The organism is Streptomyces sp. CA-249302 (assembly GCF_050936785.1).
Classification (GTDB): Bacteria; Actinomycetota; Actinomycetes; order Streptomycetales; family Streptomycetaceae; genus Streptomyces.
On record NZ_JBNJMG010000001.1, the window covers coordinates 9505153 to 9530704 of the forward strand.

Here is a 25552-nt window from a genome sequence, read left to right on the forward strand (position 1 = left end):
GACACCGCGACCATGAACGGCATACCGACCAACCCGGACCGGCGGTTCGAGGAGTTCCTGGACAAGTCCCGTGCGCTGGAAGGGCGGCAGCTGACGCAGTCGATCCCGCGCGAGTACTTCACTCCGCGCACGGCCCGCGGGGTACTCGGGCTCGCCGTGAGTCTCGCGCTCTACGCGGGGGCGATCGCCGGGGTCGCGTTCTCCCCGTCCTGGCTGCTCGACATCCCGCTGTGGTTCGTGGCCGGCCTCGGGGGCTGGGGCATGCACTGCATCGCGCACGACTGCGGGCACGGCTCGTTCTCCCGGTCGCGTCGGCTGAACACCGTCGCCGGAAGCCTCGCGCTGCTCCCGCTGCTGTACCCGTACCACTCCTGGCGGCATGTGCACAATCTGCATCACTCGCACACCAACAACCTCGAACTCGACACCGACTGGCGGCCGTTGCCGCCGGCCGCCTACCAGCGCCTGTCCCCGCTGGCCAAGGCCGTCTACGCGGGCACCCGCACCTGGGCCTTCTGGGGCGGTACCGTCCGCTACTGGTTCGTGTCGGGGTTCCGGCCGGGCTACTTCCCCAAGCGGTCGATGCGGCGCGACGTCCGGCGGTCCATCGCCTTCACCGGGCCGGTCGCCGTCGTGGGCCTGTCGGCGCTCGTCGTGTTCACCGGCGTACACGGCCTCCTGAGCTACTTCGTCCTGCCGTGGCTGATGACGCACCTGTGGTTCAGCGCCACGACCCTCATGCACCACAGCGCGGAGGACGTCCCCTTCCTGACCTCGCAGTACTGGACCCGCAACGCCGGCCGGCTGCTGCTGACCACGGACTACGCGTATCCGAAGGCGCTGTCGTTCCTGACCCACAACATCTCCACCCACACCGCGCACCACGTGGCCCCGGCGATCCCGTTCTACAACCTCCCCAAGGCCCAACTCGCTCTGAAGGAAGCCCATCCGGGGATGGTCCGGGAGGAGCGGCTGAGTCTCGGCCGGCTGTGGCGGATCCTGCGCGGCCTGCACCTGTACGACACGGAGGCGGGCTTCTACACCGGCTTCGAGGCGGCGAAGAAGCAGACGGAGGCAACGTCGTGACAGCGATCGACCACCAGTCGGCCGAGCGGGTCATGGGCCCGTCCGAGGCCCTCTCGGAGCTGTTCACCCCGGCCGGGAAGCACAATCCCTACCCCCTCTACGACGCGCTGTGGGAACTCGGGCCGGTGATCCCCCTCGGCCCTTCCGGCACGCTCGTGCTCGGCTACGACGAGGTCTGCACCGCCCTCCGCGACCCCCGTTTCCTGGTCACGGACGCCGATGTGCACCGGACGACCGGCATGAACGAACACTCCTCGTGGCAGTGCTTCACGAAGATCATGATGTTCAGCAACTCACCCGACCACGAACGCATGCGACGCTTCGCGGGCTGGGCCTACTCACCCCGCGAGGTCACCGAGCGGCGACAGCTGGCGGCCAAGTGGGCGGAGCACTGGGCGACTCGGCTCGCCGAGCTCGACGAGGGCGGCCCGGTCGACCTCGTCGAGAACTTCGCCGTCCGCGTGCCGATATCCGTCACCGGTGAGCTGCTCGGCATCCCCGAGGCGGACCAGATGGGGCTGCGCTCCGCCATCACCGCGACCACGACCGCGTTCGAGCCCGTCTTCGACCGCGACGAACTGCTGCCCGCCGACGCGGGGATGGACGTACTGGTCGGCTATCTCGCCGACCTCGTCCGGGAGCGCCGCCGCCGACCGGGCGACGACCTGGCCGGCGCGATGGTCCGGGACCGCGACGCGGGCGCGGAGCTGAGCGAGGAGGAACTCGTCGCCAGCCTGGTGATGTTCCTGATCGCCGGCGTGCAGAGCCCCAGCGACGCGATCGGCAACACCGTGCGCCTCGCACTGCAACACCCCGCCGAGAGCCGGGAGATGACCGCCGACGACGACCTCGTCCCCGCCTTCGTCACCGAGAGCCTGCGGTACGACACACCGAATCACGTGCTGACCCGGGCCGCCGAGACCGACATCGACTTCTACGGTCATCGCGTCGCCGCGGGCAGCAGGGCGCTCCTCGTCCTGGCCGCTGCCAACCGCGATCCCCGCCGGTTCGCCGACCCGGCGACCTTCGACGTGGCCCGGAAGGACAACCGGCCGCTCTCCTTCGGCCTGGGCCCGCACTACTGCCTGGGCGCAGCCTTCGCCCGAATGCAGGTCGAGGTAGCCGTGCCGATCCTGCTCCGACACTTCCCACGCCTGGCCCTCGCGGACCCGCCCACCTTCCGGGACCAGCTGGTGACCCGAGGCTTCGCCCGCATGGACGTGACGCTCAATCCGTGACGCCCAAGCCGTGACGCGCAATCCTTGACCGGTCATTTCGCTGTCCGTCGTCTGCCATTGGTCTGTGGATTCACTTCCGCCTCGTAGCTTCACTCCGATCTCGGGGACCTACGGAACCGCAGGGGTGTGCATGAAGATCATGGCTACCGGTCGTATCGCCGCCACCGCGGCACTCTCCGCGTGTCTCGCCGCGGGGGGTGTGGCGGTGGCGGCCGACTCCAACCGGCACACCGACTCGCCCGCGACGAGCGCCGTCGCCAGGACGAGCCGGCCGGACGGCGCTCTCGCCCGCGCCTTCGAGGCCGTCGACCGCAACACCGCCTGGCAGCTCACCGGCAAGCTCAAGCTCGACTTCACGACGTACCACACCGAGGGCATGGTCCGGGCCGGCGGTCACATCTTCCTGTCCGCGGTCCAGATCATCGAACCCACGGTCAAGTACCCCACCCCGGTGGGTGGTTACGACCGCACTCCCGGACGCGGGATCGGCCACGTCTTCGTGATGGACGAGGACGGCCACCTCCAGCGCGACATCGTCCTGGGCGAGGGGGACATGTACCACCCCGGGGGCATCGACTCCGACGGCAGTTCGGTGTGGGTCCCGGTGGCCCAGTACCGTCCGAACAGCAGCGCCATCATCTACCGCATCGACCTCAAGACCCTTGCCGTACACAAGGAGTTCGAGGTCAAGGACCACATCGGTGGCATTGTCCGCGACAAGGTCACCGGTCACCTCATCGGCAACAACTGGGGCTCGCGCCACTTCTACGAGTGGAACGCGCGGGGGCGGCTCGTCGCCGAGTGGGACAACCCCGACTACTTCGTCGACTACCAGGACTGCCAGTACGTGCCGGACCGCAAGATGCTCTGCGGCGGTGTCACGAACCTGCCCCAGACCACGGCCGCGGGCGGCACGAGTGCCGTCTACGAACTCGGCGGCATGGCCCTGATCGACCTGCGCACCCACCAGGTCGTGCGCGACGTGCCCTTCCAGCAGTGGTCGACCGCCGGCCACGTGGCCACCCGCAACCCCCTCAAGCTGTCCGCCGACGGCGACAGGATCACGATGTGGGCCGCTCCCGACAACGGCGACGAGGGCAACGGCACCGAGATCCTCACCTACCAGGCGACAGTGACCCCGGTCGGCTGACGCGGGCCGCTGTCGTAACAGCGGCGGCCCGGACGGCCCCGGGGTGGGCTGCTGGCGGTGCGCCTACCGCGCCATCCGTGACCGGCCCGGTGGTCACAGGATGCTGTCGATGAACGTCCGAGTGGACTCGTGCACAGGCGCGTCGATGACCTGGGACGGCGGGCCCTTCTCGACGAGCCTGCCCTCGGACATGAACACCACTTCGTCGGCGACCCCGCGGGCGAAGCCGATCTCGTGGGTGACCACCATCATCGTCATGCCGCTGGTCGCGAGGCGCTTCATGACGTTCAGCACCTCGCCGACCAGCTCGGGGTCCAGCGCCGAGGTCGGCTCGTCGAAGAGCATGACGCTGGGCTTCATGACCAGCGCACGCGCGATCGCCACGCGCTGCTGCTGACCGCCGGAGAGGGTGCTGGGGTAGACGTCGGCCTTGTGGGCCATCCCCACCTCCTCCAGCGCCTGCATCGCGTCGGCCACGGCCTCGGCCCTGCTCACGCCCTTGACCCGGCGCGGCGCCTCGATGAGGTTCTCCAGCACCGTCATGTGCGGAAAGAGGTTGTACGCCTGGAAGACCATGCCGGTCTTGGTGCGCTGCTTCGCGATGGCGGAAGGCGGCAGTTCGTGCAGCTTGTCGCCCTTGATGCGGTAACCGATCACCTCTCCGTCCACGACGACCGTGCCTTTGGAGGGGCGTTCGAGGTGGTTGACGCATCGCAGCATGGTGCTCTTGCCCGAGCCGGACCGCCCGAGGATGACGACCACCTGCCCGCGGTGCACCTCCAGGTCGACGCCCTTGAGGACCTCGACCGGTCCGAAATTCTTGTGCAGGTCGATGATCCGGACGATCGGATCGGCCGTGGCGGTGTCGGTGCCGCCGGGCGCGGATGTCGGTGCGCTCATCGGATCTTCACCGGTCCTTTCGTTACGCCGGATTGGGGTTGTCGTTCGGCTGGGACCGCTGTGCGAGGCGGGATCCGAGCGCACGGAGTCTCGCGATTCCGCCCGTCGGCTGCGGGCCCACGTGGACACCGCGCCCGTAGTGCCGCTCGATGTGGCTCTGGGCGTAGGACAGCACGGTCGTGCACACCAGGTACCAGATCGAGATCACGACCAGCAGCGGGATGGTGCGGAAGTTCTGCGAGTAGATCAGCTGGGCCGAGTACAGCAGGTCGGAGAGGGCGATGATGCTCACCAGCGAGGAGTGCTTCAGCATGCCGATGACCTGGTTGCCGGTCGGCGGGACGATCACCCGCAGGGCCTGGGGCAGGACGACCCGGCTGAAGGTCTGCCACCGGTTCATCCCGAGCGCCACGGCCGCCTCGCCCTGGTGCTTGGGCACCGAGAGAAGGCCACCGCGCACGATCTCGGCCATGTAGGCCGACTCGTTGAGGGTCAGTCCGATGATGGCGACGGCCCAAAGGCTCAGCACGCTGTTGGTGGACGCGCCGACGATCTCGGGTCCGCCGAACGGCACGCTGAGCGACAACCGCGGGTACAGGGCCGACAGGTTGAACCAGAAGATCAGCTGGACGAGGAGCGGCGTTCCCCGGAAGAACCACAGGTAGGCGCCCGAGAGCGTGGAGAGCACCCGGTTCTCCGACATCCGGCACGCGGCCAGGACTACGCCGAGCACGATGCCCAGGGACATGGAGACCGCGGTGAGCACCAGGGTGGTGCGAAGGCCCGCCATGATCTTGGGGTGGAACAGGTAGTCCCGGACGACCGGCCATTCGAAGTTGTGGTTGGTGATCGCCGAGTAGCCCAGACTCGCCGCCACGAGGAGAACGAGCAGGGCGGACAGGCGCCGGCCGGGATGCCGCATCGGCACGAGGTCCGAGGGCGGGGTGGCCGACGGAGCCACGCGGGTGGAGTCCAGGACGGGGGCTGATTTCATCAGTTGCTCCCGGTGGACGGGAGGATCTCGGCCTTCTCGATCAGACCCTGGCCGGCGTTGAACTTGTCGAGGATCTGCTGCAGTTCACCGTTCTCGATCAGGTGGTCGGTGGCCGCCTGGACCGCCTTGGCGAACTTCGCGCTGTCGCTGTTGCGGGGGAGGATGAAGCCGGTCTTGTACTTGGGGGCCCACGGCAGCTCGACCAGCTTGAACTGGCCCTTGGCCTGGCTCATCACATAGGCTACCTGGCTCGCGCTGCTCACCGCCGCGTCGACCCGGCCGCCCCGCAGGGCGAGGTTGACCTCGGCCTGCGACTCGAAGGTCTTGACGGTGATCGCGCTCTTGCCGGCGCTCTTGCACTTGCCTGCGAGCTTGTCGGCCAGCGCCGCCTCGGCGGAGCCGAGCGACGCCGCAAGCGTGCGACCGCAGAGTGCCGTGTCGGTGGCCGCACTGGTGATCTTGCTGCCGACCGGCACCATGAGGGCGTCGGCCGACGCGTGGTTGGTCACGAACGTGACGGTCTTCGTGCGCTCGGCCGTCGCGTAGATCTCCCCGGTCGCTCCGTCGTAACGGCCTGCCTGGAGACCGGCGATGATGCCGTTGAACGGGGCTATCTTGATCTGGACCTTCAGGCCCAGCACGGCGGCGATCCGGCGTACGTTCTCGACGTCCCAGCCGGTGGGAGTCGCGCCGTCGGCCGGTTCGATCACGGCGGGCGGATACGTGGCGGCGGCGATCGTCAGGGTCCCCTTGTCGGCGATCGACTTGGGAACCAGGGCGGCGATCGAGGCGACCTTCTTCGACACGGTGCTGTCCGCCGCGGCGGTGGACGAACCGCTGTCGGACGAACCGCACGCCGCCGTCGACCCGACCAGGGCCACGGATCCGGCGATCGCCCCGAAGCGAACCAGACGTGAATCGCGAAGACGCTTCATGACTCTCCCTGTGGCTGAAATGCCCGAGCGGATTAATCACGACATAGGGCCTGTTTCGGAAGTCTTCAGCCCTCGGTGATGGCAGGTAACTTCGCACCTTCGGGGAGGTCTGACAAGATGTGATCACAGATCTTTTTGGTCCAGAGTGCTATGCGACCCGCTCTGAGCTGGGAAAATGCTTCAGTAACGAATTGGACCAGTGCTAGCGGGGGCGATCGCGGGCGCCTCGCTCATGCGGAAGGGCTACGGCGAAACCAGCTGCGCCTTGATGCGGTCGGTGGCGTTGGCCAACGACTCGGTGTTGATCCGGGCCGCCGCCTCGGCGTCGCGCCCATGGGCGGCCTTGAGCAGCTGCTCCTGGTACCGCCACAGCGAATCGTCGCCGGGGGTGTCGAGGGACGCACGGGCGCCGACGATCTTGTAGGCGCGGCAGTGCTCCCAGAGGGTTCGGATGGTGTTGACCAGCACGGGGTTGCCGGCCGCCTCGTAGAGGATCGTGAGCAGGGCCTCGTCGTGGTCCAGGTAGGCGACGACCTCGCCCTCGGTGATCGCGCGCCGCATCAGCTCGAATTCCTCACGCATGCGGGCGACCGCCGGCTCGTCGATCCGCGCGACACCTCGGCGTGCGGCCTCGACCTCCAGGATCTGGCGAGTGTCGTAGATGTGGAGCAGCTCCGCGAGGTGCTGGCCCTTCACCACCGAGCCCTTGTGCTGGACGCGTTCGGCGAACCCGGCCTCCTCCAGGCGCCGGATGGCCTCGCGTACCGGCATGACGCTGGTTCCGACCTCGGCGGCGATGTCGCGGATGCGCAGCCGATAGCCGGCCGGGTACTCGCCGCTCGTGATCGCCTCGTGCAGTACCGCGTACACCTGGTCGGTGAGGGAGCGCGCCGGCTCGACACGTTTGGACATACGCACGACTGAATCATAAACACCCTGGTCGGCGGCAGTGGTTCGACGAACGATCACGGCAGTGGCCCCGACGGTCGGCCCGCCCGAGGGGCGACCGCCTTCGAAAACTCCACCTGAACTCCACTCCAACCCATTGTGTGATCTGTGATCACATCTTATGGTGGCGGGCAACCCGGATGAAACCGGAACTCCCCCTCGGGCGGTGAGTCCGGGATCCGCTCCCGGAGGCTGTGATGACCGCAAACGCAGGAAACCGACTGGACGACGCGCCCCTGTCGCGCTTCCACAAGAAACTGGCGCTGTACTCCTCGGGAGGCCCGTTCATAGACGGCTACGTCCTCAGCGTCATCGGCGTCGCCATGGTGCAGATCAGCGACCAGCAGAACCTGTCCGACTCCGCCCAGGGCCTCATAGGCGCGTCCGCGCTGATCGGGATCTTCCTCGGCGCGTTCGTCGGCGGCCGGCTGACCGACAGGTTCGGCCGCCAGCTCCTCTACACCATCGACCTGATCGCCATCATCGCCTGTTCGGTCGCCCAGTTCTGGGCCGACGACCCGGTGTGGCTGTTCGTCCTTCGGCTGCTGATCGGTGTCGCGGTCGGCGCGGACTACCCCATCGCCACCTCCCTGCTGGCCGAGTTCACCCCGCGCCGCTACCGCGGTCCGCTGCTGGGCGGCCTGGTCGTCATGTGGTTCGTGGGCGCGGCGGCGGCGTACATCGTCGGCGAGATCCTGCTGCGGACCGGTGACGACGGCTGGCGCTGGATGCTCGCGAGCGCCGCACTGCCCGCCACGATCATCGTGCTGCTGCGCCACGGAACGCCGGAGTCCCCGCGCTGGCTTGCCAACAAGGGCCGCACCGAGGAGGCCGAGGCCGTCCTCAAGAAGGTCTACGGCTCCGACGTGACGATCGCCGACCTGCCCGACGAGGCGGAGGAGCGCGAGAACGTCGACATCAAGGCGATCCTGCGCTCCGGGTACGGCGGCCGGATGCTCTACATCACCGTCTTCTGGACCTGTTCGATCATCCCGCTCTTCGCCATCTACGCCTTCGGCCCGAAGATCCTGGACGCGCTCCAGCTCAAGGGCGGCCTCGCCAACATCGGCGAGGCGATGATCACCGTGATGTTCCTGATCGGCTGTGTGGTCGCCCTGCTCTTCGTGAACCGCATGGGCCGGCGTCCCCTGGTCATCCACAGCTTCGTCTGGTCGGGCCTGGCCCTGCTGCTGCTCGGGATCTTCCCCGACGCCCCCTCGGGCGTGATCATGACCCTGTTCGCGCTGTACGCGATCATCATCGGCGGCACGCAGATCCTTCAGTGGGTCTATCCGAACGAGCTCTTCCCGACCGAGGTGCGCGGCTCCGCCGTGGGCCTGGCCTCCTCCGCCAGCCGCATCGGCGCCGCGGTCGGCACCTACCTCGTCCCCATGGCCCTGACCGGCTGGGGCGTCGGCGGCACCATGCTCGCGGCCGCCGCCATCAACGCCGTCGGCGCCGTCGTCTCCGTCTTCTGGGCGCCCGAGACCCGCGGCCTGGCCCTGCACGAGGCCGCCGCACTCAAACCCCGGACCTCAGAGTCCGTCGGTCACCCCGCGCGCGTCTGAGCCGACCGGTCGGGCACCGCCCCGAACTGTCAAACCCGCACCCGTATTTCTGCCGGAGGGCACTGATGAAAGACGTAGTGATCGTTGGTGGCGGCATCGCCGGACTGGCCGCCGGCTGGCGGCTGCGCCACTGGGACACTCTCCTGCTCGAGTCGGAAGGACGGATCGGCGGGCGCATCCGTTCCGAGCGCCGCGGGCCGTACTGGCTCAACTGGGGCGGGCACGTCTACGCCGGCGGGGACTCGGCCACCTCGTGGCTGCTGAACAGCACGGGAATCGACTCGGTGCCGGTACCCGGCTCGCTGGCCGGTCTTTCCATGAACGGCAAGCTGCTGCTCAAGGGCCGGGTGGAGACGTACCCGTTCCGCATCCCGATGCCCATGTCGGCGCGCGTCGGCATGGTCAGGGCAGGCGCCAAGGTCGCGGTGCAGGTGGCCCGCTACGCCCGGATCGTGCAGCGGCGGCGGGGCGAGACCGAGGCCCAACGCCAGCAGCGGGTCTACGACTTCATGAACGACCGTTCCTTCAAGGACTTCATCGGCGATCTGCCGGAGGACGCCGAGGCACTGTTCAAGCCGACGGTGACCCGCTCCGCCGCCGACATCGACCAGCTGTCGGCAGGCGCGGGCGTCGGCTACTTCAGCCTCGTGTGGAACATCGGCGCCGGACTCTCGCAGAGCATCCTCGGCGGCCCCTCCACCCTCACCGAGTCCATCGCCACGGCCCTCGGCGACCGGGTGCGGCTGAACGCGGCCGTCGACGAGATCGTCCAGAAGAACGGTTCCGTCGTGGTCCGTTACCGGCAGGACGGCGTGGCACAGGAGGTCGAGGCCCGCTGCGTGGTCCTCGCCACCCCGGCGACCGTCAGCCACCGCATCGCCGTCGACCTCGACCCCGCCGTACGCGAGGCCCTGTCGAAGATCGTCTACGGCCCGTACGTGAGCGCGGCGTTCCTCTCCGACGAGACGGGACGCCAGGTCTGGGACGACGCCTACGGCATCGCCACCCCGAAGCGGTCCTTCAACGTCGCCCTCAACATGTCGAACGTCGTGCACGGTTACGAGTCCGAGCGCCGGCCCGGCAGCAGCATCATGACCTTCTCGCCGGGCAGCCTGGCGCGGGAGCTGCTGGAGCACGACGACGACAAGATCCGCCGGATCTACCTCGAGGACCTGGACCAGGTGCTGCCCGGCTTCGCGAACCACGTGGTCGAGGCCGAGGTACAGCGCTGGCCCACGGGTGCCCCGTACTGCTTCCCCGGTCGCGGAAAGCTCCAGCAGACGCTGACCCGCCGCAGCGGCAGGGTGCTCCTGGCCGGCGACTACCTCGGCACCCTCTACACCGAGACCGCGATCTCGTCCGGCCTGTCCGCCGCGCAGGAGGCGCAGAGCCTGCTGGCCACCGACCGGCACAGGGCGCCGCACGGCCTGACGCCGCTGCACGCGGCGTCGTAGACCCCCATCCCCCCGCTTCACCCGAGGAGTTCGAGAAATGTCGTCACAGCTGAGCGGTGTCCTGACCGCACTGGCCACACCGTTCGCGTCGGACGGGCGGATCGACGAGAAGACCCTGCGGCGCCTGGTCGACCGCAGCGTCGACGGGGGCGTCGACGGCGTCGTGGCCTGCGGATCGACCGGCGAGTTCGCCGCGATGAGCGCGGCGGAACGACGTCTGATCGTCGAGACGGTCGTCGACCAGGCGGCCGGACGGGTCCCGGTCGTCGCCCAGACCGGAGCCGTCAGCACCCGGGAAGCGGTCGACCTCTCCCGCCACGCACAGGCCGCCGGAGCCTCGGTCCTGATGGTGGTCACCCCGTACTACGAGCCGCTCACCCTCGACGAGACGCTGCACTACCTGCGCACCGTCGCCGACGCCGTGGACATCCCGATCATGCTCTACAACCTCCCCGGCGCCACCGGAGTCAACCTCGACCCGGACACCGTCGGCCGGCTCGCCCGCGAGGTCGACAACATCCAGTACATCAAGGACACCAGCGCCGACATGGCCCAGGCCGGACAGCTGATCCACCGCTACGGCGACGTCGTCTCCACCTTCGTCGGCTGGGACAGCCTGCTGCTCCAGGCGCTCGCCGAGGGCGCCGCCGGCGTCATGGCCGGAACCGCGAACGTGATGCCCGCCGAACTCGTCTCGATCCACCGGGCGTTGCGCGCCGGCGACCTCGCCCGTGCGCAGGCCGAATGGGCACGAATCCACCCGCTGATGGACGCGATCATGTCCGCGCCGTTCATCCAGGCGGTCAAGGCGGCCCTGGACGCGGTCGGAATCCCCGTCGGCGGGCCCCGTGAACCGCTGCTTCCGCTCGACGCCGACACCACCGCCCGGATCGCCTCCCTCGTCCAGAAGCTGCCGCAACCGGCCACACACTGAGCCATGCGCTTCCTCGACGAACAAGAAGTCCGCTCAGTGTTCGACCTCGACACCGCGATCGCTTCCCAGCGGACGGCCTTCACCGCCCTCGCGCGGGGCGAGGCGTGGCAGCCCGAGAAGATCCTGGGCGGCCACGCCGACGACCCCGACACCGTGTTCTGTTACGCCGCCCGCCTCGACCGCACCAGCGGCCCGGTCTGCAAGTTCGGGAGCGTCAACCCCGGCAACGCGGCGGCGGGTCTGCCGACCCACCACGCCGTGGTCGCCGTGCTCGACCCGCACACCGGCGCCCCCCTGGCCTTCATGGACGGCACGGCGATCACCACCCTGCGCACGGCCGCCGCGAGCGCCGTCGCGGTCGAGGCGCTGGCGAGGAAGGGCGCGACCCGCCTCCTCGTCCTGGGCTCCGGCGTGCAGGGACGCGCGCACGTCGAGGCCCTGCGGCACAACGGGACGTACGCCTGGACCGGCATGTGGTCGCCGCGCCGCCCTTCGCTGAACGCGTCCGTCGGCCGGCTGCGCGAGGAGGGCCACGACGTCGAGGCGCTGGAGTCGCCGCACGAGGCGATCGCCGAGGCGGACGTCATCGTCTGCGCCACCTCGGCCACCGAACCACTGTTCTCCGCCCGTGAGTTGAAGCCCGGTACGACCGTCGTCACCGTCGGCTCCTTCGACCGGCACCGCTGCGAGATCGGCCCCGACGTCCTGCACGCCAGCGAACGGGTCGTCGTCGACCACGAGCCCACGGCGCGGCAGAACTGCGGACCGCTCATCGCCGCCGGTACACCGACGGTCGTCGAACTCGGCCACGTCCTTACCGGCGACGCGACCGGACGCCGTAACGACGAGGACATCGTGACCTACCTCAGCGTCGGCATCGGCGTCCAGGACGCGGCGGCGGCCTGGAGCATCCACCGGCGGACGTCCGCAGGCACCACACCCCAGACAAGGAGTCAATGACATGACCACAGCCCGACGAGCGGTGGACGCAGCGCCCCTGATCGCCGAGACCGACCTTCCCCCGGCCGCCCACTTCATGGACGGGACCTTCGTCGAGCCGGTCACCGGAGGCCTCATCGACGTGGTCGACCCCTGTACGGAGAAGGTCGTCGCCCGGATCCCCGAAGGCACCACCGAGGACGTGGACCGCGCGGTGTCCGCCGCCCTCAGGGCCAAGGGCGAGTGGGCGAGGCGGCTGCCCCGGGAGCGCTCGGAGGTACTGCACTCGATCGCCGACCGCGTGGCCGAACACGCCGAGCTGCTCGCCGGGTTGGAGTCCGCCAACACCGGCAAGCCGCTCTCCGTCTCCCGGGACGACGTCGCCCAGACCGTCGACACCTTCCGCTTCATGGCCGGCGCGGTCCGCGCCACCACCGCCCTCGCCGCCGGCGACTACGCCGAGAACCACCTCTCGGTCATCCTGCGTGAACCGCTCGGCGTGATCGGCGTGGTCACCCCCTGGAACTACCCCCTCCTCATGGCCGCCTGGAAGATCGCGCCGATCCTCGCCGCCGGCAACACCCTGGTCCTCAAGCCCTCCGAGCAGACCCCCCTGACCACCCTGAAGTTCGCCGAACTCGTCGCCGACCTCCTGCCGCCGGGCGTGCTGAACGTGGTCAACGGTTACGGCCCCGTCGTCGGCGCCCGGCTCGCCGAGCACCCGGACCTCGACATGATCGCCCTGACCGGCTCGGTGGGCAGCGGCCGGGCCGTCGCCCGGGCCGCCGCCGACACCCTCAAGCGGGTGCACCTCGAACTCGGCGGCAAGGCACCGGTCCTGGTCTTCCCGGACGCCGACCTGACCGCCGCCGCACAGGCGTTGCGCGTCGCCGGTTTCTGGAACTCGGGCCAGGAGTGCGGGGCGGCCTGCCGGGTCCTCGTACACGAGTCCGTCGCGGAGGAGTTCGTCCGGCAACTCGTGGACGAGGTGAGCCAGTTGGTCGTCGGGGATCCGCAGGCCGGCGAGGACGTCGAGGTCGGCCCGATGGTCTCGAAGGCCCACTTCGACCGTGTCTCCGGCTACCTGGAGCGCGCCCGGAAGGCCGGCATCCGCGCGGCGACCGGCGGCGAAGCCCTCGACGGGCCCGGCTACTTCATCGCGCCCACCGTCCTGGTCGACGTCCCCGAAGGCGCCGAAGCGGCCCGCGAGGAGATCTTCGGCCCGGTGATCACCGTCGAGACCTTCACCGAGGAGGAGGAAGCGGTACGGCGGGCAGGCGACGTCCCCTTCGGTCTGTCGGCGTCGGTGTGGACCGAGGACGCGCGCCGCAGCCACGACATCGCCGCGCGCCTCGACTTCGGCACCGTCTGGGTCAACTCCCATCTGGTGCTGGCCAGTGAGGTCCCCTGGGGCGGCTTCAAGGGCTCCGGCTACGGCCGGGACCTGTCGGTCTACGCACTGGACGACTACTCCCGCACCAAGCACGTCATGCACAACCACGGACGCTGACCCCCTTGGAACGAGGACGGCCTGCCCAAGAACCGCCACCGCGCCCATCACGTCGAGAAGGCGCGGGGCGGCGACGGGCTGACCATGATCGGCGCCAGCGCACTGGTCGGCCGGGACAGCGCACCGGCCTCCGTCCGTGCGGCGATGCTGGATGTGGCCCGCCTCTGCCGGACGCTCTGAGCGAGTGCGCCGCTCAGACGGTGACGACCAGCTTCCCCCGGGGGTGCCCCGACTCCAGATGCCTTACGGCCGTGGCGGCCTCCGTCAGTGGATAGGTGCGGTCGATGACCGGAACCACCGTCCCGGCCTCCGCGAGTTCGGCAAGCTTCAGCAGGTCCTGCTGCCGGGTGACCGCGATGACCGGCCGGAGCTTCTGCCCGACGAAGGCGGAGAGCGCCAGGCCGCGTATCCAGCGGTCGGTGCCGCCGAACACCGGGCCGCCGTCCTCGCCGCCGACGAAGACGACGGTGCCGCGCGGGGTGAGGACGCGTCGCAGGTGGGAGAGGCTGCGGTTACCGGCGGAGTCGAGGACGAAGTCGTAGCGCACGGGCCGGTCGGTGATGTCCTCGCGCGTGTAGTCGATGACGTCGTCGGCGCCGAGGGACCGGACGAGTTCGGCGCCGGTGGGTCCGCAGACCCCGGTGACCCGGGCGCCGTAGTGGACGGCGAGCTGGACGGCGTACGTGCCCACGCCGCCGGAGGCGCCGATCACCAGCACCTCCTGCCCCGGCTTGGGACGCGCCAGGTCCAGCCCCTGGAGGGCGGTCACGGCGGAGACGGGGAGGGCGGCGGCCTGCTCGAAGCTGAGGCCCGTCGGTTTCGGGACGAGCTGCTCGGCCTTGCCGCACGCGAACTCGGCGAAGGAGCCGTTGCATTGGCCGAACACCTCGTCACCGGGCTTGAGCGAGGTCACCTTCGCGCCGACCGCCTCGACCACCCCCGCCGCGTCCCATCCCCGCACCCGGTGGGCGGGCTTCCGCAGGCCGATCTGCCGGTTGAGGCGGGCGAAGTACGGCCGCCCGGTCATGAGATGCCAGACGCTCGGGTCGACGCCGGCGGCCCGCACCCGCACCAGGACCTCCTCGTCGCCGGGGACCGGTGGGTCGATGTCCCGCAGCCGCAGGCGGTCGGCGGAACCGTAGACGTCCTGGACGATGGCCTTCATCGGGCTCTCCCTCACCGCGGCCGTGTCGGGGTGCTCTCCTCCTGATCGTCTGCACCGACCACGCCGTTGGCCAGAGCCTGACGGACGGCCGGTCAGGAACCGGTCAGGGTGTCCAGCGTCAGGGCCACCAACTGGCCCTCCAGAACCTGCAGATCGGTCTCCGGGAGATGTACCGGCTACTGGGTGCGCCAGGCAGACGTCGTGGCCTTGGGCCGGATGCGGTGGTGACACGGGCCCGGCCCACGCCCCATCATGGTGGGGTAATGGGGGGTTCGGTGCATGTGTCCCGTGTGCGCCACCGTGGTCGGATGCCGCGTGTGGTGCCGGTGGCGGCTGCCCGGGCGGGGCTGTTCTCCCTCCTGGGTACGGCGGTCGCGGCCACGGTGCACCATCTGGCCTTCGACTCCAGCCCCTCCTTGCTGGTGCGGGGGCTCGCGGCCCTCGTGCTGTTCGGCGTCGCGCTGCCCGGCGCGGGCCACGACAAGCCGCTGGTACGGCAGTTGGTGCTCGCGGCCGGCGCGCAGGTGCTCGTCGGCTACTGGTTCGTACGGGCCGACGGCGCGATCTCCGTACCGCCGCATGCGATGTGGCCGTCCTCCGTGCACGCGGGCTGGCCGGTCGTCGTCGGACATGTGCTGCTGACCGTGCTGTCCGCGGTGCTGCTGCGCGGCGTGGACAACTCCCGTCGGCGCGTGCTGTACGTGGCGGGCTGCAAGTGGCTGCACCTGCGTGAGGTGCTGCGCGGGCTGTTCACCCCGGTGCACGCGCCCGCCGACCTGACCGTGTCTCCCGGTGCCCGGCGGCGCGCGCATGCGGGGCCCGTGCCCGGGGTGCCCCGCCCGGCGCTCCTCGCGGACGCGGTCGTCCGACGCGGACCCCCTTCCCCCTCCCCGCTGCCGCGCTCGCGGCGGCTCTCGGTGTGCATCTGAAAGCTCCATTCCCACCTGCCTCACAACACCGGGGCGCGGGCTGCCCCAACTGCGCCGCGCCAGGGGAGAATTCATGTCCGAGACCGTTGTCGTCATCGGGGCGGGCCCGTACGGCCTGTCCACCGCCGCGCATCTGAAGGCGCGCGGCCTGAGTGTCCGGGTGTTCGGTTCGCCGATGGCGAGCTGGGCCGAGAACATGCCCGCGGGCATGCTGCTGAAGTCGCCGCCGAGCGCGTCGATGCTGTCCGCACCGCGTCCGGGGTTCACCCTGGACGACTACGCCCGGCGGACCGGCGAGCCCCGGCTGACCGGGCACGAGCCGGTGCCCGTGGGGATGTTCGTGCGCTACGGGCGCTGGTTCGCCGAGGAGTTGGTGCCCGAGGTGGAACGGGTCCGAGTCCTCGCCGTCGACCGGCAGGCCGACGGGTTCCGGCTCAAGCTCGCCTCGGGCGAGGAGCTCGGTGCGGCGGCCGTGGTCGTGGCCAGCGGCATGGACGGCTTCGCGCACGTCCCGGAACCGCTCGCCGAGTTCGTGCCCGAGGGTCTCGTCTCGCACACCTCGCACCACGCCGACCTCAAGGTCTTCGCCGGCCGTGAGGTGGTCGTGGTGGGCGCGGGGCAGTCGGCGCAGGAGAGCGCGGCGCTGTTGCAGGAGTCCGGAGCGCGGGTCCAACTGCTCGTACGGGCAAGGAAGTTGGTGTTCGGTGCGGCGCCGACCCCGCCGCCGCACTGGCAGCCGGACACTCCGCTGGGCCGCTCCTGGGGCCTCTACGGAGTCGTCCACCAGGCCGCCGCCTTCCGCTACCTGCCCACGGCCACGCGGCTGCGACTGGTGAAGCGGGTGCTCGGCCCGTTCGGCGCGTGGTGGCTCAAGCCGCGGCTCGACGGGGTCGTCCCCGTGCGGCTGGGCGAGCACATCACGGATGCGCGGCGACAGGACGGCGGAGTGCTCATCACGACCAGGGACGTGGAAGGACGGCCCCACTCCCTGGCGGCGGAACACGTCCTGGCGGCCACCGGCTACCGGGTCCGCGTGGACGGCATGGACTTCCTGGCCCCGGAGCTCCGCGCCGGCCTCACCCGCACCGGAGGCTCCCCGCATCTCGACGCGGGGTTCCAGTCCTCCGTACCCGGCCTGTACTTCACCGGCATCCAGGCGGCGGCCACCTTCGGACCGCTGATGCGGTTCACCTGCGGGACGGCTTTCGCGGCGCCTCGGCTCGCGGGGGCGCTGGCGGGGCGGGGCACATTGGGCTAGCCGCCGTTCAGGGGCGGGCCGAGTGCAGCGCGTCGCCGTACAAGACGCGGCTGTGCCGCTGGCCCGCCCCCACCTGTGTGGCGTCGCCGAAGTGGGGATGGTCGTCGTGGAAGGCCTTTGTGCTCATGCTCCGCTTGGACGGACCAGACGGACCAGACGGACCAGACGGATCAGGACGTCTCCCGGACCGGAAGCTCCAGCCGCAGCTCGTAGCCCCCGTCGGCCGTCGGCCCCGCCGTGACGCCGCCGCCGAGCAGCTCCGCGCGCTGGCGCAGGCCGGCCAGGCCGTGGTGGGCGCCGGGGAGGGGTAGGGCGGGGCGGTCGGGGGCCGAGTTGGTCACCACGACGGTCACGATCTCGTCCGTGTGCCCCAGGCGGATCGATGCCTTGGTGCCGGGCGCGTGCTTGCGGGCGTTGGTCAGCGCCTCCTGGACGGTGCGGTAGACGGCTCGCTGCACCGCGGGCGGGAGGTCCGCGGGCAGGTCGGTGTCGAGGTCGGCCTCGATGCCGCTGCCCTCCACCAGTTGGGGCAGGCGGTCGAGTGAGGGCTGCGGGGTCAGTTCGGTGGGGCGGCTGCCCGCGGCGCGCAGCACGCCGACCATGTGCCGCAGTTCGTCCAGCGTCTGCACACCGAGCCGCCGGATGTCGGCCGCGGCCTTCTTCGTCTCCGGGTCCCGCGTGCCCACCTGGAGCGCGCCGGCCCGCACCGCGATCAGACTGACCTGGTGGGAGACGACGTCGTGCATCTCCCGGGCCAGCTGGGCGCGTTCCTTGGCCAGTACGCTCTGCGCCAGCAACTGCCGTTCGCTCTCCCGCGCCCGGGTGATCTCCGCGAGCCGCAGGGCGAGTTCACGCCGGGCCTGGACCAACTGCCCGAGGAAGACGGGCGCGGTGGCGGTCGCCAGACTGTAGGTCACCTTGATCAGGGCCGTGGGGTCGGTCAGGTCGGCGAACTCCGGCGCGGGCCACGACCATACGGTGGTGTCGCCGGCGGCGAAGGCCAGGGCGCAGCCGGCCAGCAGCACGCGCCGACGGCTCAGCGAGGCCAGTGTGTACAGCGCGGCCAGGGTGGCGAACACCGCGTCCGTGACGAGGGTGGTGGGGAACGCGAGCAGATAGGTGAGCAACGGGTGCCGCCGCCGCAGGACGAGTGCGAAGGCCGCCAACAGGGCGACGGCCAGGGGCACTTCGTCGTGCGTGTGCACATGGACCTTCACGTCCAGCAGGGCCGCCAGGACGACGGCCACGTCGAGGGCGGCGGCGGGCGGACGCCGGGCGGTCATCCGTCCTCCTCGCCCCGCACCGTCCTGAGCAGCCCCGCCCGCTCCGCGAGCAGCGCCGCCTGCACCCGGCCGCCCACCTTCAACTTGGTGAGGATGGCGCTCACATGGTCCTTCACCGTCGCCGAGCTGAGGTGCATCCGGCCCGCGATGCCGGAGTTGGACAGCCCCTCGGCCACCAGGACGAGCACGTCCCGTTCACGCTCGGTCAGCCGGTCGACGCCGAGGGCGGCCGGGTTGTGGGGACCGGCGTCCAGATAGCCGTCGACGACGGTACGGGTGACCTTCGCCGACAGGACGACCCCGCCGTCGGCCAGGGAACGTATGAGATACGGCAGTTGCTCGGGATCCGTGTCCTTCAGCAGGAAACCGGCGGCTCCGGACCGCAGCGCGGCCGCGACGTACTCGTCCATGTCGAAGGTCGTCAGCATCGCCACCACCGGCGGCGGCTCCATCCGGCGCAGCTCGGCCAGTACGGTCAGCCCGTCCACGTCCGGCATCCGGATGTCGAGCAGCACCACGTCCGGACGCGCCTGACGCGCGGTCCGCACCGCCTGGCCGCCGTGCACCGCCGCCACGACCTCGATGTCGTCGGCGGTGTCGAGGATGTGCCGGAAACCCGTACGGATCATGGCCTCGTCGTCGACCACCAGAACCCGGATCATCTGTGCTCCGTTCGCCGCCGGACCACCGCTGAACCGCTACGACGCCCCGGACCGCCGACCGGTTCCTGGGCGGGGCGCCCCCGCACCGGCGGTGCGCGCCCCGCCGGTCGGCGGGGGCGACACCCGTCACCCGCCGGATGGGCAGCAGCCCCACCGACCCCAACTCTGGGGACCATGACGCAAGAAGCGACCCGGATGCCCGCCCTCCCGGCCACGGAACGACCCGCGCACCGCCCCCGCCCGCCGTCGACCGGCCGCCTCGTCGGCATCGACCTGGCCCGCGGCCTCGCGGTCCTCGGCATGTACGCCGCCCACGTCGGCCCCGACCCCACCGTCGGCGGCCCCCTCGGCTTCCTCCTGGAGCTGCCACGAGGCCGCGCCTCCGCGCTGTTCGCCCTCCTCGCCGGCTTCTCCCTGGTCCTCATCACCGGCCGCCCGCACCCGCGCACGGGACGCGCGGGCCGGCAGGCGATGTGCCGGATCGTCCTCCGCGCCCTCGTCCTGATGGCACTGGGCTTCGCGCTCACCGCCCTGGACACGGACGTCGACGTGATCCTCTCCTTCTACGGCCTCCTCTTCCTCCTGGTCCTCCCGCTGTACCGCCTGAGCGCGCGAACGCTCGCCTGCATCGCCGCAGCGGGCGCGCTGATCCTGCCCCAAGTCCTGTACGTGGTACGGCAGTCGGTCGAGGGCGGCGACTGGGCGGACGCCGTCGTCGCCGCGGACCCACTGGCCCGGATCACCGGCACGGACGGCTTCATGGAGCTGCTGTTCACGGGCGAATACCCGGTGCTCACCTGGATGTCGTTCATGGTCGCGGGCATGGCGGTCGCCCGCCTGGACCTCGCCCGGGGCCGCACGTTCACCCAACTCTCCTGCACCGGCGGCGCGTTGGCACTGCTCGGCTACGGCGGCTCCTGGCTGGCCCTGCACCTGGTCCCGCACGCCCTCACCACGGTCGCGGCCGCGACGGACGGCGGCTCGGCCGGCTCCGCCTGGTGGTCGGACACGGTCGGCGACGTCACCGACGGCACCCCCGCCGACTGGCTGCTGGTGGCCGCGCCGCACAGCCAGACGACGTTCTCGATCCTCGGTAACACAGGGGTGGCGCTCGTCGTCGTGGCGGCATGCGGCGCAGCCGCCCGCATGCCGCGCCTGCTCCGCCCGGCCACCCCGGTCACCGCGGTCGGCATGACCGCCCTGACCGCCTACGTTCTGCACATCCTCGCCATCAGGGTCGTGGGCATGGAGGACGCGACGGGCCCGGCCCTGCTGTCCCTCCTCCTCTTCACCCTGGCCGCCATGCTCTTCGCGACGACCTGGACGCGCCACTTCCGCCGGGGCCCGCTGGAGTACCTGCTGCACACGGCCACCCGGCCCGCGCGGCTCGTCAGGTGAGCCCCGCCGCTACGCTCCCGCGCCCGCCACCACCTCACGCGCGAGAGCCGGCAGATCCGGCAGGGCGGGATGACCGGGCCCTCCCGCCAGGCGAGGAGGACCGGGACGGCCGGTGCGTCGGCAAGCGGGCGGAAAGCCGACGCGGGGTGGGTGTGGTTGCCCGGGGTGGCCGTCGTGGAGATGCCGACGGCCCGCCCCGCGGCGATGGCCACCAGCCACTCGTCGGTGGTGGCCACCTCGATGCTCGCGACGGGCCGGGCCCCCGTCGGCCACAGGTCCATCGTGGTAGTGCCGGACACGGTGTTGAGGGCGATCGGGTGGTCGGCGAGATCGGCGAGATCGGCGAGGGTCACCTGAAGACACGACCTAGAGCCGTACCGTCATCCGCACCGCCACGTCGTCCCCCGCCGAAAGCCCCTGCGGCCCCCGCACCGCGTTCTTCAGCGGGAGCAGATAGCCGCCGTCCTTGGGGAACAGCGAGGTGGCGAAGGCGAGTTCGCCGATCTTGGCCTCGACCGGGATCACGCCCCAGCCGTACGTGGCCAGTGCGGCCACCTCGCGGATGTCGGCGGACTCCTGGTCGGGCACGGGGACGAAGTAGTACGGCGCCGGCCCGCGCCACTCGATCACCCGGCCGGTGAAGGCGAGTTCCACTCGGCTCAGCTCCGTTCTTCCAGGACGGCCAGGTCCCGCTCGGCGTAACTGCGGTGCCACCACTCCTCGTTGAGGACGACCAGCAGGCACTGTCGTACGGCGAAGCAGGCGCCCTCGTCCGGCCAGCCGGGTCCCTCCAGCGGCTCGGTCACCAAGTCGAGCTGTTCGTCGGCGAGTTCGGCGACGACCCGTCGTACCGTCGCCATCGCCGTAAGGCGCAGGGCGAGCGCCTCGTCGAGGGGCGGGCGGGCCGCGAGGTCGTGCGGGACGCCGGGGCGGGGGTCCATCTGGTCCCAGGGGAGGGACAGCGGATGCCAGGGCGCGGGGTCGCCCAGGATGCCGCGGTCGACCCAGGCCTGGGTCGCGAAGGCGAGGTGGCGCAGGGTCTGGACGAAGGACCACTCGCCGTCGACCGACTCGTGCAGCAGCTCGGGGGACAGCCGGCGAGCCCGCTCCACGGTCGTCGCCCACAGCCGTTCGTTCAGGGTCCAGGCCTCGCGGAAGCCCTCGGCGGTCGTCGGCCGGAAGCTGGGGCGCTCGGGGTGCCGGCGGTCCAGTTCGGCCTCGACCAGCGGTGCCACGTCCACGCCGTTGACGACGAGGCTCTCGATCTCGCCGTCGATGGTGGTGCCGGAGACCTCGACACCGCGCATCCTGACGCCCTTGAGGGCACAGTCCCGCAGCGAGGCCCGGTTGAGGCTCACCGTGGTGAAACGCGCCCCCGTCAGGTCCGCACGCTCGAACTCCGTACCGCGCAGGTCGGTGAAGTCGCTGTCGCCCATGGCAGTCAGAGTAGGGCCGGCGCGCCGTCGCGCAGGCGCAGTCGTCACTCGTGACAACAGGAAACCCGGGGCCGGACACGGGTGTCCGGCCCCGGGTTCGGGGCCCGAGGGGCTGGGGTCAGTCGACGTCCACCGGGCCGTCGTTCGACTTCCGGTCGTCCTTCGCGCGCAGTTCGAGTACGCCGTTGCCGGCCGGCGGGCGGCTCTCGGAGTCCTGGTTGCCGAGGTTCGCCCGGACCGAGTCCAGGATCGTCAGGCCCTGCGAGACCAGGCCGGCCGCGATCTCGCCGAGGCCGTCCGCGCCGTTGAGGACGTTGACGTTGGCGCCGGAGAGACCGCCCGCGGCCTCCTTCACGATCTGCGGGAGCTGGTCGATCAGCATCCGGTCCAGCGCGACCCGGTCGTACGAGGCCGCCGCCTCGGCCTGGATCTTCATCCGCTGCGCGTCCGCGTTGGCGAGCAGCCGGATCCGCTCGGCCTCCGCCTCGGCGGGCTTCACGATCTCGGCGACCAGCTGCTCCTGACGCAACTTCGCCTGCCGCTGGGCCAGTTCGGTCTGCGCGGCGAGCACCTCCTGCTGGGCGTGCGCCTGCGCCAGCGGTCCGGCCTGCGCGGCCTGCGCCTGGGCGCGGTCCACCTCGGCCGAGTACTCCGCCTTGACGACCGCGGTCTGCCGCTCGTACTCGGCCTGCTTACGGGCCGCCTCCTGCTGTGCCTCCGCCGCGGTCTGGGTGGCCTGGGCCTGGGCGATCTGGGCCTGCCGCTGGATGGCCGCCCGGTGCGGCGCGGACATCGCGTCGATGTAGCCGGCGTCGCCGTCGTCGATCGACTGGATCTGGAGCGAGTCCACGATCAGACCGATCTTCGCCATCTCCGTCTTGGAGGTGTCCAGCACCTCGGCGGCGAGCTTCTGCCGCTCGGTGACGATCTCCTCGACCGTCATCGAACCGATGATCGCGCGCAGGTGGCCCGCGAAGATGCGCCCCGTCAGCACCGACATCTGCTCCTGGTCGGAGAGGAAGCGCTGGCCTGCGTTGATGATGCTCTCGCTGTCGTTGCCGACCTTGAACGCGATCACCGCGCGGACGCTCAGCGCGATGCCCTGTCGGGTGACACAGGTCTCCGTGACCTCCGCCTCGTTCATCGACAGGGTCAGGAAGCGGGTCTTGCGAAAGAACGGGACCACGAACTTGCCGTGCCCCGTCACCACCCGGAACGGCGCGCCCCCCAGTCCCCGCCGCCCGCCCGAGATCAACATCGCCTCGTCGGGAGCGGGAACGCGGTAACCGAACATTCTGCTTCTCCTAATCTGCCTCGGCGAAGTAGCCGAGCGCGGCCAGTGGATCCACCCACTCGATGACGCCGACCTCACGACATCCACGTGACTCGATCACGAGTACCGTCGCCCCCGTCGGCAGGGGATCCTCGGACCATGCGATGAAGGTCTCGGAGCCGCCTCTGACGCGCACCAGAATCTCGCCAGGGCCGGCTGCTCCCCGGGTTCCGACGAGTACCTTCCCCGTGCAGCCGATCACGGCTTCGTCCTGCGGTATCACCGGCCGACCTCCCACGCGTTGGCCCATGTTTCCGACGATAGACCCACCAGTAGCAGGGGCCTAACACCAGGGACGATTCAGCCAGGCGAGCGGTTCGCCGGACCGCCGACAAAATCGAACAGAAGACCCGCATGCTTGCGCAAGCGAAGAACCATTACACTCGCCACCCCACACAGCTCACGTGGGCGCGGCCGGCTCCGGCCGCCGCGGCCTTCGTCCATCGGGGGAGAAACATGCCGGATCCTGACGGCACAGGGGCCGACGCCGGTACCGCGTTCGAGCAGGTCCTGGACCGAGCCCTGGGCTCGGGGCAGGTCAAGGAGGCGCTGGACCGCTCCGGCGGTACCCCCGCCCGGGAGCGGCTGCGCGCCCAGGCGCTCCAGGCGCGGTCCGCCATCGCCGCGGCGGCCGGCGTCGACCACCGCGAAGAGCCCGCGCGGGACGCCTGCCGCTTCCTGTCCGTGCGGGCGATGCTCGTGCCGGGCGTGCCCGCCGTCACCGCGGCCTTCTTCCTCATCCTCGGCTTCAGCATGATCACGCTCGACGGACGGCCCTACATCGGCGAGGGCCTGATCACGGCCGGGCTGATCGTCGGCGCGATGGCGGCCGGCGCGGCGGTCGGCGACGCCGCCTGGTTCTTCACCACGTCGGCCCGCGGTCGCTCCGACGCGGACGCACGGGCGCGGGAGGACTGGGAGCTCGCGCTGCTGGAGCGGGGCATGGTGCCGTTCCTGTTGCGCGAGCTCGACGACCCCCGAGCGTCGGAACGGGGCCGCTGACCCCTGACGCTCCACCTCTACAAGGGCGTTGCCGCGTGCAGCAGGAGCAGCAGGGTCACCGCGGAGTTCGCCGAGAACATGGCGGACAGGGCGGTGCCCGCCGTCGCGCTCCACAGGGCGAGGCCGACGGTGGTGAACAGCGGCGGCCAGGCGCGGGCCGCGGGCGGCGGGGCCAGCAGGGCGGCGACCCGGCGGGGGAGCGGGCCCGGGGCCGCGAGGGCGGCGAGCGTCGGCGCCGGGGCGGCGCGCGAGACCAGGGCCGCCTTGCCGATCGCCCGGGCGACGGTCCGGCGGCTGCCGACGTGCTGGGCGGCCTCCTCGTCGGCCCAGCGCTCCGTGACGTACGAGACGGCCGTGCGCAGCGGCAGCAGGAACGGGTTGGCGCGGGCCGCCAGTCGGACGATCAGCAGGTGCCGGTGGTGCCGGGCGGCGAGATGGGCCCGCTCATGGGCGAACAGGGCGCGGCGCTCCCGCGGCTCCAGGCAGTCGAGCAGCCCGGTGGACACCACGATCCGGTCGCGCCGGCCGCCGGGCAGCGCGTACGCGTACGGCTCCCCGTCGGGAAGGACCGCGACCGCGGTGTCGCGCAGGCCGGCGAGGGCCGCGTGCGCCCGCCGCCGGATGCGGTGGTGATGCCAGAGGGCCCGAGCGCACCCCGCAACGACCGCCAGGAGCACGGGAATCGCCGCCTTCCCCGCGATCTCGTCGTGCGGCACGCTCTGCCGTACCTCGGGGTCCGACCAGCCGTCCGGCAGGGGATTGCCCGGCAGTTGGGCGGTGCCGACCACCATCAGCAGGGCCAGGCACAGGGTGCTGCACAGCGCCATGACCGCGGCCAGACCGGTCAACAGCCTTGTGGCGGCGCGCGGATGGAGGTGCTGGGTGGCCGCCCGGGCTATCGGCCACGCGGTCAACGGCAGGACGAGCGGCAGGAAGACGAAGACGCCCACCGGCCGTCAGTCCGCCGGCTCGTCGGCGGCCCGGTCCAGCAGATCCCGCAGCAACTGCTCGTCGCCCTCCGGCAGAGCGGTGATGAAGCGGGCCAGCACCGCCCTGCGGTCCCGCTCGCGGTCCAGCACCTTGTGCATCTTCAGCGCGGCCAGACCGGCCTCGTCCGCGGCCGCCGACCAGACGAACGAGCGCCCCTCCCGTTTCCGGGTCACCGCCTGCTTCTCCAGCAGCCGGCTCAGTACCGTCATCACGGTCGTGTACGCGAGACCGCCGCCGAGCCGCTCCTGCACCCACGCCGCGGTCACCGGGCCGTCGGCCTTCTGCAGGGCACCGAGCACCTGCGTCTCCAACTCGCCTTGCGCGCGGCGCTGGGGGCGCGGATCCGGTTTCGCCATGTCCCCATCGTATAGAGAGCCTTGGACAGGGCTTTGCCGATCACCGTGGGACTCGGATGGCGACCGCCCCCACCCCCTGGTTGT

25 protein-coding genes and 1 pseudogene are annotated in these 25552 nt (G+C 70.9%); 12 read left to right on the plus strand and 14 right to left on the minus strand.

The window, feature by feature from the left end:
• Window positions 1-12 precede the first annotated feature (12 nt).
• From ACQEWB_RS42805 to ACQEWB_RS42815, 3 genes are all read left to right on the plus strand, one after another.
• Window positions 13-1086: a fatty acid desaturase gene (locus tag ACQEWB_RS42805; RefSeq protein WP_432841071.1), complete on the plus strand. Its 1074-nt coding sequence runs from the start codon at window positions 13-15 to the stop codon at window positions 1084-1086.
• Window positions 1083-2324: a cytochrome P450 gene (locus ACQEWB_RS42810; RefSeq protein WP_432841073.1), complete on the plus strand. Its 1242-nt coding sequence runs from the start codon at window positions 1083-1085 to the stop codon at window positions 2322-2324. Before ACQEWB_RS42805 ends, ACQEWB_RS42810 begins: the two co-directional genes overlap by 4 nt.
• Before the next feature lie 130 nt (window positions 2325-2454).
• Window positions 2455-3474 (plus strand): DUF6454 family protein, encoded by a 1020-nt coding sequence (locus ACQEWB_RS42815; RefSeq protein ID WP_432841075.1) that lies wholly within the window; start codon window positions 2455-2457, stop codon window positions 3472-3474.
• Between the two features lie 93 nt (window positions 3475-3567).
• Here the strand turns inward: ACQEWB_RS42815 and ACQEWB_RS42820 are convergent, their stop codons facing one another.
• The 4 genes from ACQEWB_RS42820 to ACQEWB_RS42835 all read right to left on the minus strand — a co-directional run bounded on the left by ACQEWB_RS42820 (window position 3568) and on the right by ACQEWB_RS42835 (window position 7215).
• Window positions 3568-4374 carry an amino acid ABC transporter ATP-binding protein gene (locus tag ACQEWB_RS42820; protein ID WP_432841077.1) on the minus strand — a complete coding sequence of 269 codons (807 nt, stop codon included), beginning with the start codon at window positions 4372-4374 and terminating at the stop codon, window positions 3568-3570.
• 22 nt (window positions 4375-4396) lie between these two features.
• Window positions 4397-5368, minus strand: coding sequence for an amino acid ABC transporter permease (locus ACQEWB_RS42825; RefSeq protein WP_432841079.1), 972 nt, complete (start codon window positions 5366-5368; stop codon window positions 4397-4399).
• Window positions 5368-6303 carry a transporter substrate-binding domain-containing protein gene (locus ACQEWB_RS42830; protein WP_432841081.1) on the minus strand — a complete coding sequence of 312 codons (936 nt, stop codon included), beginning with the start codon at window positions 6301-6303 and terminating at the stop codon, window positions 5368-5370. The genes ACQEWB_RS42825 and ACQEWB_RS42830 overlap by 1 nt, the downstream gene beginning before the upstream one ends.
• A gap of 243 nt (window positions 6304-6546) precedes the next feature.
• On the minus strand, window positions 6547-7215 hold the full coding sequence (locus ACQEWB_RS42835) for a GntR family transcriptional regulator (protein WP_432841083.1): 669 nt from the start codon (window positions 7213-7215) through the stop codon (window positions 6547-6549).
• 233 nt (window positions 7216-7448) lie between these two features.
• Between ACQEWB_RS42835 and ACQEWB_RS42840 the strand changes: the two genes are divergently transcribed.
• The 5 genes from ACQEWB_RS42840 (at window position 7449) to ACQEWB_RS42860 (ending at window position 13656) form a co-directional block, all read left to right on the plus strand.
• The gene (locus ACQEWB_RS42840; RefSeq protein WP_432841085.1) at window positions 7449-8819 is read left to right on the plus strand and encodes an MFS transporter; all 1371 of its coding nucleotides are present in this window, start codon (window positions 7449-7451) and stop codon (window positions 8817-8819) included.
• A gap of 65 nt (window positions 8820-8884) precedes the next feature.
• Complete coding sequence (locus tag ACQEWB_RS42845) at window positions 8885-10273, plus strand: flavin monoamine oxidase family protein (RefSeq protein WP_432841087.1); 1389 nt, start codon at window positions 8885-8887, stop codon at window positions 10271-10273.
• A 37-nt stretch (window positions 10274-10310) separates the two neighbouring features.
• The gene (dapA, locus tag ACQEWB_RS42850; RefSeq protein ID WP_432841089.1) at window positions 10311-11207 is read left to right on the plus strand and encodes a 4-hydroxy-tetrahydrodipicolinate synthase; all 897 of its coding nucleotides are present in this window, start codon (window positions 10311-10313) and stop codon (window positions 11205-11207) included.
• 3 nt (window positions 11208-11210) lie between these two features.
• On the plus strand, window positions 11211-12167 hold the full coding sequence (locus tag ACQEWB_RS42855; protein ID WP_432841091.1) for an ornithine cyclodeaminase family protein: 957 nt from the start codon (window positions 11211-11213) through the stop codon (window positions 12165-12167).
• Between the two features lies 1 nt (window position 12168).
• Window positions 12169-13656, plus strand: a complete 1488-nt coding sequence (locus tag ACQEWB_RS42860) for an aminobutyraldehyde dehydrogenase (RefSeq protein WP_432841093.1) — start codon at window positions 12169-12171, stop codon at window positions 13654-13656.
• A 193-nt stretch (window positions 13657-13849) separates the two neighbouring features.
• On the opposite strand, the gene ACQEWB_RS42865 is transcribed toward ACQEWB_RS42860, so the two are convergent.
• Window positions 13850-14821, minus strand: a complete 972-nt coding sequence (locus tag ACQEWB_RS42865) for an NAD(P)-dependent alcohol dehydrogenase (RefSeq protein WP_432841095.1) — start codon at window positions 14819-14821, stop codon at window positions 13850-13852.
• Window positions 14822-15129: 308 nt separating this feature from the next.
• On the opposite strand from ACQEWB_RS42865, the gene ACQEWB_RS42870 reads away from it, so the two are divergent.
• Window positions 15130-15750, plus strand: coding sequence for a hypothetical protein (locus ACQEWB_RS42870; protein WP_432841097.1), 621 nt, complete (start codon window positions 15130-15132; stop codon window positions 15748-15750).
• A 73-nt stretch (window positions 15751-15823) separates the two neighbouring features.
• Window positions 15824-17008, plus strand: a complete 1185-nt coding sequence (locus tag ACQEWB_RS42875) for an NAD(P)-binding domain-containing protein (protein ID WP_432841099.1) — start codon at window positions 15824-15826, stop codon at window positions 17006-17008.
• 170 nt (window positions 17009-17178) lie between these two features.
• Here the strand turns inward: ACQEWB_RS42875 and ACQEWB_RS42880 are convergent, their stop codons facing one another.
• Together ACQEWB_RS42880 and ACQEWB_RS42885 are read right to left on the minus strand one after the other, a co-directional pair.
• Window positions 17179-18291 (minus strand): sensor histidine kinase, encoded by a 1113-nt coding sequence (locus ACQEWB_RS42880; protein ID WP_432841101.1) that lies wholly within the window; start codon window positions 18289-18291, stop codon window positions 17179-17181.
• Window positions 18288-18953, minus strand: coding sequence for a response regulator (locus ACQEWB_RS42885; protein ID WP_432841103.1), 666 nt, complete (start codon window positions 18951-18953; stop codon window positions 18288-18290). The genes ACQEWB_RS42880 and ACQEWB_RS42885 overlap by 4 nt, the downstream gene beginning before the upstream one ends.
• 174 nt (window positions 18954-19127) lie before the next feature.
• Between ACQEWB_RS42885 and ACQEWB_RS42890 the strand changes: the two genes are divergently transcribed.
• Window positions 19128-20351, plus strand: coding sequence for a DUF418 domain-containing protein (locus ACQEWB_RS42890; protein WP_432841105.1), 1224 nt, complete (start codon window positions 19128-19130; stop codon window positions 20349-20351).
• A 9-nt stretch (window positions 20352-20360) separates the two neighbouring features.
• Here ACQEWB_RS42890 and ACQEWB_RS42895 read toward each other — a convergent pair.
• The 5 genes and pseudogenes from ACQEWB_RS42895 to ACQEWB_RS42915 form a co-directional block, all read right to left on the minus strand.
• Window positions 20361-20689: pseudogene (locus ACQEWB_RS42895) on the minus strand (LysR family transcriptional regulator); the annotation flags it as partial.
• 28 nt (window positions 20690-20717) lie between these two features.
• The gene (locus tag ACQEWB_RS42900) at window positions 20718-21005 is read right to left on the minus strand and encodes a DUF1905 domain-containing protein (protein WP_432841107.1); all 288 of its coding nucleotides are present in this window, start codon (window positions 21003-21005) and stop codon (window positions 20718-20720) included.
• 5 nt (window positions 21006-21010) lie between these two features.
• The gene (locus tag ACQEWB_RS42905; RefSeq protein WP_432841109.1) at window positions 21011-21787 is read right to left on the minus strand and encodes a DinB family protein; all 777 of its coding nucleotides are present in this window, start codon (window positions 21785-21787) and stop codon (window positions 21011-21013) included.
• Window positions 21788-21905: 118 nt separating this feature from the next.
• Complete coding sequence (locus tag ACQEWB_RS42910) at window positions 21906-23081, minus strand: SPFH domain-containing protein (RefSeq protein WP_432841111.1); 1176 nt, start codon at window positions 23079-23081, stop codon at window positions 21906-21908.
• Between the two features lie 10 nt (window positions 23082-23091).
• Window positions 23092-23340 carry a hypothetical protein gene (locus ACQEWB_RS42915; RefSeq protein WP_432844315.1) on the minus strand — a complete coding sequence of 83 codons (249 nt, stop codon included), beginning with the start codon at window positions 23338-23340 and terminating at the stop codon, window positions 23092-23094.
• A 236-nt stretch (window positions 23341-23576) separates the two neighbouring features.
• On the opposite strand from ACQEWB_RS42915, the gene ACQEWB_RS42920 reads away from it, so the two are divergent.
• Complete coding sequence (locus ACQEWB_RS42920; RefSeq protein WP_432841113.1) at window positions 23577-24122, plus strand: hypothetical protein; 546 nt, start codon at window positions 23577-23579, stop codon at window positions 24120-24122.
• 17 nt (window positions 24123-24139) lie between these two features.
• Here ACQEWB_RS42920 and ACQEWB_RS42925 read toward each other — a convergent pair whose 3' ends face one another.
• Both ACQEWB_RS42925 and ACQEWB_RS42930 read right to left on the minus strand, forming a co-directional pair.
• Window positions 24140-25072 carry a M56 family metallopeptidase gene (locus tag ACQEWB_RS42925; protein WP_432841115.1) on the minus strand — a complete coding sequence of 311 codons (933 nt, stop codon included), beginning with the start codon at window positions 25070-25072 and terminating at the stop codon, window positions 24140-24142.
• Between the two features lie 6 nt (window positions 25073-25078).
• Window positions 25079-25468 carry a BlaI/MecI/CopY family transcriptional regulator gene (locus tag ACQEWB_RS42930; protein ID WP_432841117.1) on the minus strand — a complete coding sequence of 130 codons (390 nt, stop codon included), beginning with the start codon at window positions 25466-25468 and terminating at the stop codon, window positions 25079-25081.
• Between the last annotated feature and the right edge of the window lie 84 nt (window positions 25469-25552).

Excerpts from the sequence above, each read along its gene's own strand:
- ACQEWB_RS42805 (WP_432841071.1), top strand. The coding sequence starts at position 13 with ATGAACGGCATACCGACCAACCCGGACCGGCGGTTCGAGGAGTTCCTG.
- ACQEWB_RS42815 (WP_432841075.1), top strand. The coding sequence starts at position 2,455 with ATGAAGATCATGGCTACCGGTCGTATCGCCGCCACCGCGGCACTCTCC.
- ACQEWB_RS42820 (WP_432841077.1), bottom strand. The coding sequence starts at position 4,374 with ATGAGCGCACCGACATCCGCGCCCGGCGGCACCGACACCGCCACGGCC.
- ACQEWB_RS42825 (WP_432841079.1), bottom strand. The coding sequence starts at position 5,368 with ATGAAATCAGCCCCCGTCCTGGACTCCACCCGCGTGGCTCCGTCGGCC.
- ACQEWB_RS42830 (WP_432841081.1), bottom strand. The coding sequence starts at position 6,303 with ATGAAGCGTCTTCGCGATTCACGTCTGGTTCGCTTCGGGGCGATCGCC.
- ACQEWB_RS42835 (WP_432841083.1), bottom strand. The coding sequence starts at position 7,215 with ATGTCCAAACGTGTCGAGCCGGCGCGCTCCCTCACCGACCAGGTGTAC.
- ACQEWB_RS42840 (WP_432841085.1), top strand. The coding sequence starts at position 7,449 with ATGACCGCAAACGCAGGAAACCGACTGGACGACGCGCCCCTGTCGCGC.
- ACQEWB_RS42845 (WP_432841087.1), top strand. The coding sequence starts at position 8,885 with ATGAAAGACGTAGTGATCGTTGGTGGCGGCATCGCCGGACTGGCCGCC.
- dapA (WP_432841089.1), top strand. The coding sequence starts at position 10,311 with ATGTCGTCACAGCTGAGCGGTGTCCTGACCGCACTGGCCACACCGTTC.
- ACQEWB_RS42855 (WP_432841091.1), top strand. The coding sequence starts at position 11,211 with ATGCGCTTCCTCGACGAACAAGAAGTCCGCTCAGTGTTCGACCTCGAC.
- ACQEWB_RS42860 (WP_432841093.1), top strand. The coding sequence starts at position 12,169 with ATGACCACAGCCCGACGAGCGGTGGACGCAGCGCCCCTGATCGCCGAG.
- ACQEWB_RS42865 (WP_432841095.1), bottom strand. The coding sequence starts at position 14,821 with ATGAAGGCCATCGTCCAGGACGTCTACGGTTCCGCCGACCGCCTGCGG.
- ACQEWB_RS42870 (WP_432841097.1), top strand. The coding sequence starts at position 15,130 with ATGCCGCGTGTGGTGCCGGTGGCGGCTGCCCGGGCGGGGCTGTTCTCC.
- ACQEWB_RS42875 (WP_432841099.1), top strand. The coding sequence starts at position 15,824 with ATGTCCGAGACCGTTGTCGTCATCGGGGCGGGCCCGTACGGCCTGTCC.
- ACQEWB_RS42880 (WP_432841101.1), bottom strand. The coding sequence starts at position 18,291 with ATGACCGCCCGGCGTCCGCCCGCCGCCGCCCTCGACGTGGCCGTCGTC.
- ACQEWB_RS42885 (WP_432841103.1), bottom strand. The coding sequence starts at position 18,953 with ATGATCCGGGTTCTGGTGGTCGACGACGAGGCCATGATCCGTACGGGT.
- ACQEWB_RS42890 (WP_432841105.1), top strand. The coding sequence starts at position 19,128 with ATGACGCAAGAAGCGACCCGGATGCCCGCCCTCCCGGCCACGGAACGA.
- ACQEWB_RS42905 (WP_432841109.1), bottom strand. The coding sequence starts at position 21,787 with ATGGGCGACAGCGACTTCACCGACCTGCGCGGTACGGAGTTCGAGCGT.
- ACQEWB_RS42910 (WP_432841111.1), bottom strand. The coding sequence starts at position 23,081 with ATGTTCGGTTACCGCGTTCCCGCTCCCGACGAGGCGATGTTGATCTCG.
- ACQEWB_RS42920 (WP_432841113.1), top strand. The coding sequence starts at position 23,577 with ATGCCGGATCCTGACGGCACAGGGGCCGACGCCGGTACCGCGTTCGAG.
- ACQEWB_RS42930 (WP_432841117.1), bottom strand. The coding sequence starts at position 25,468 with ATGGCGAAACCGGATCCGCGCCCCCAGCGCCGCGCGCAAGGCGAGTTG.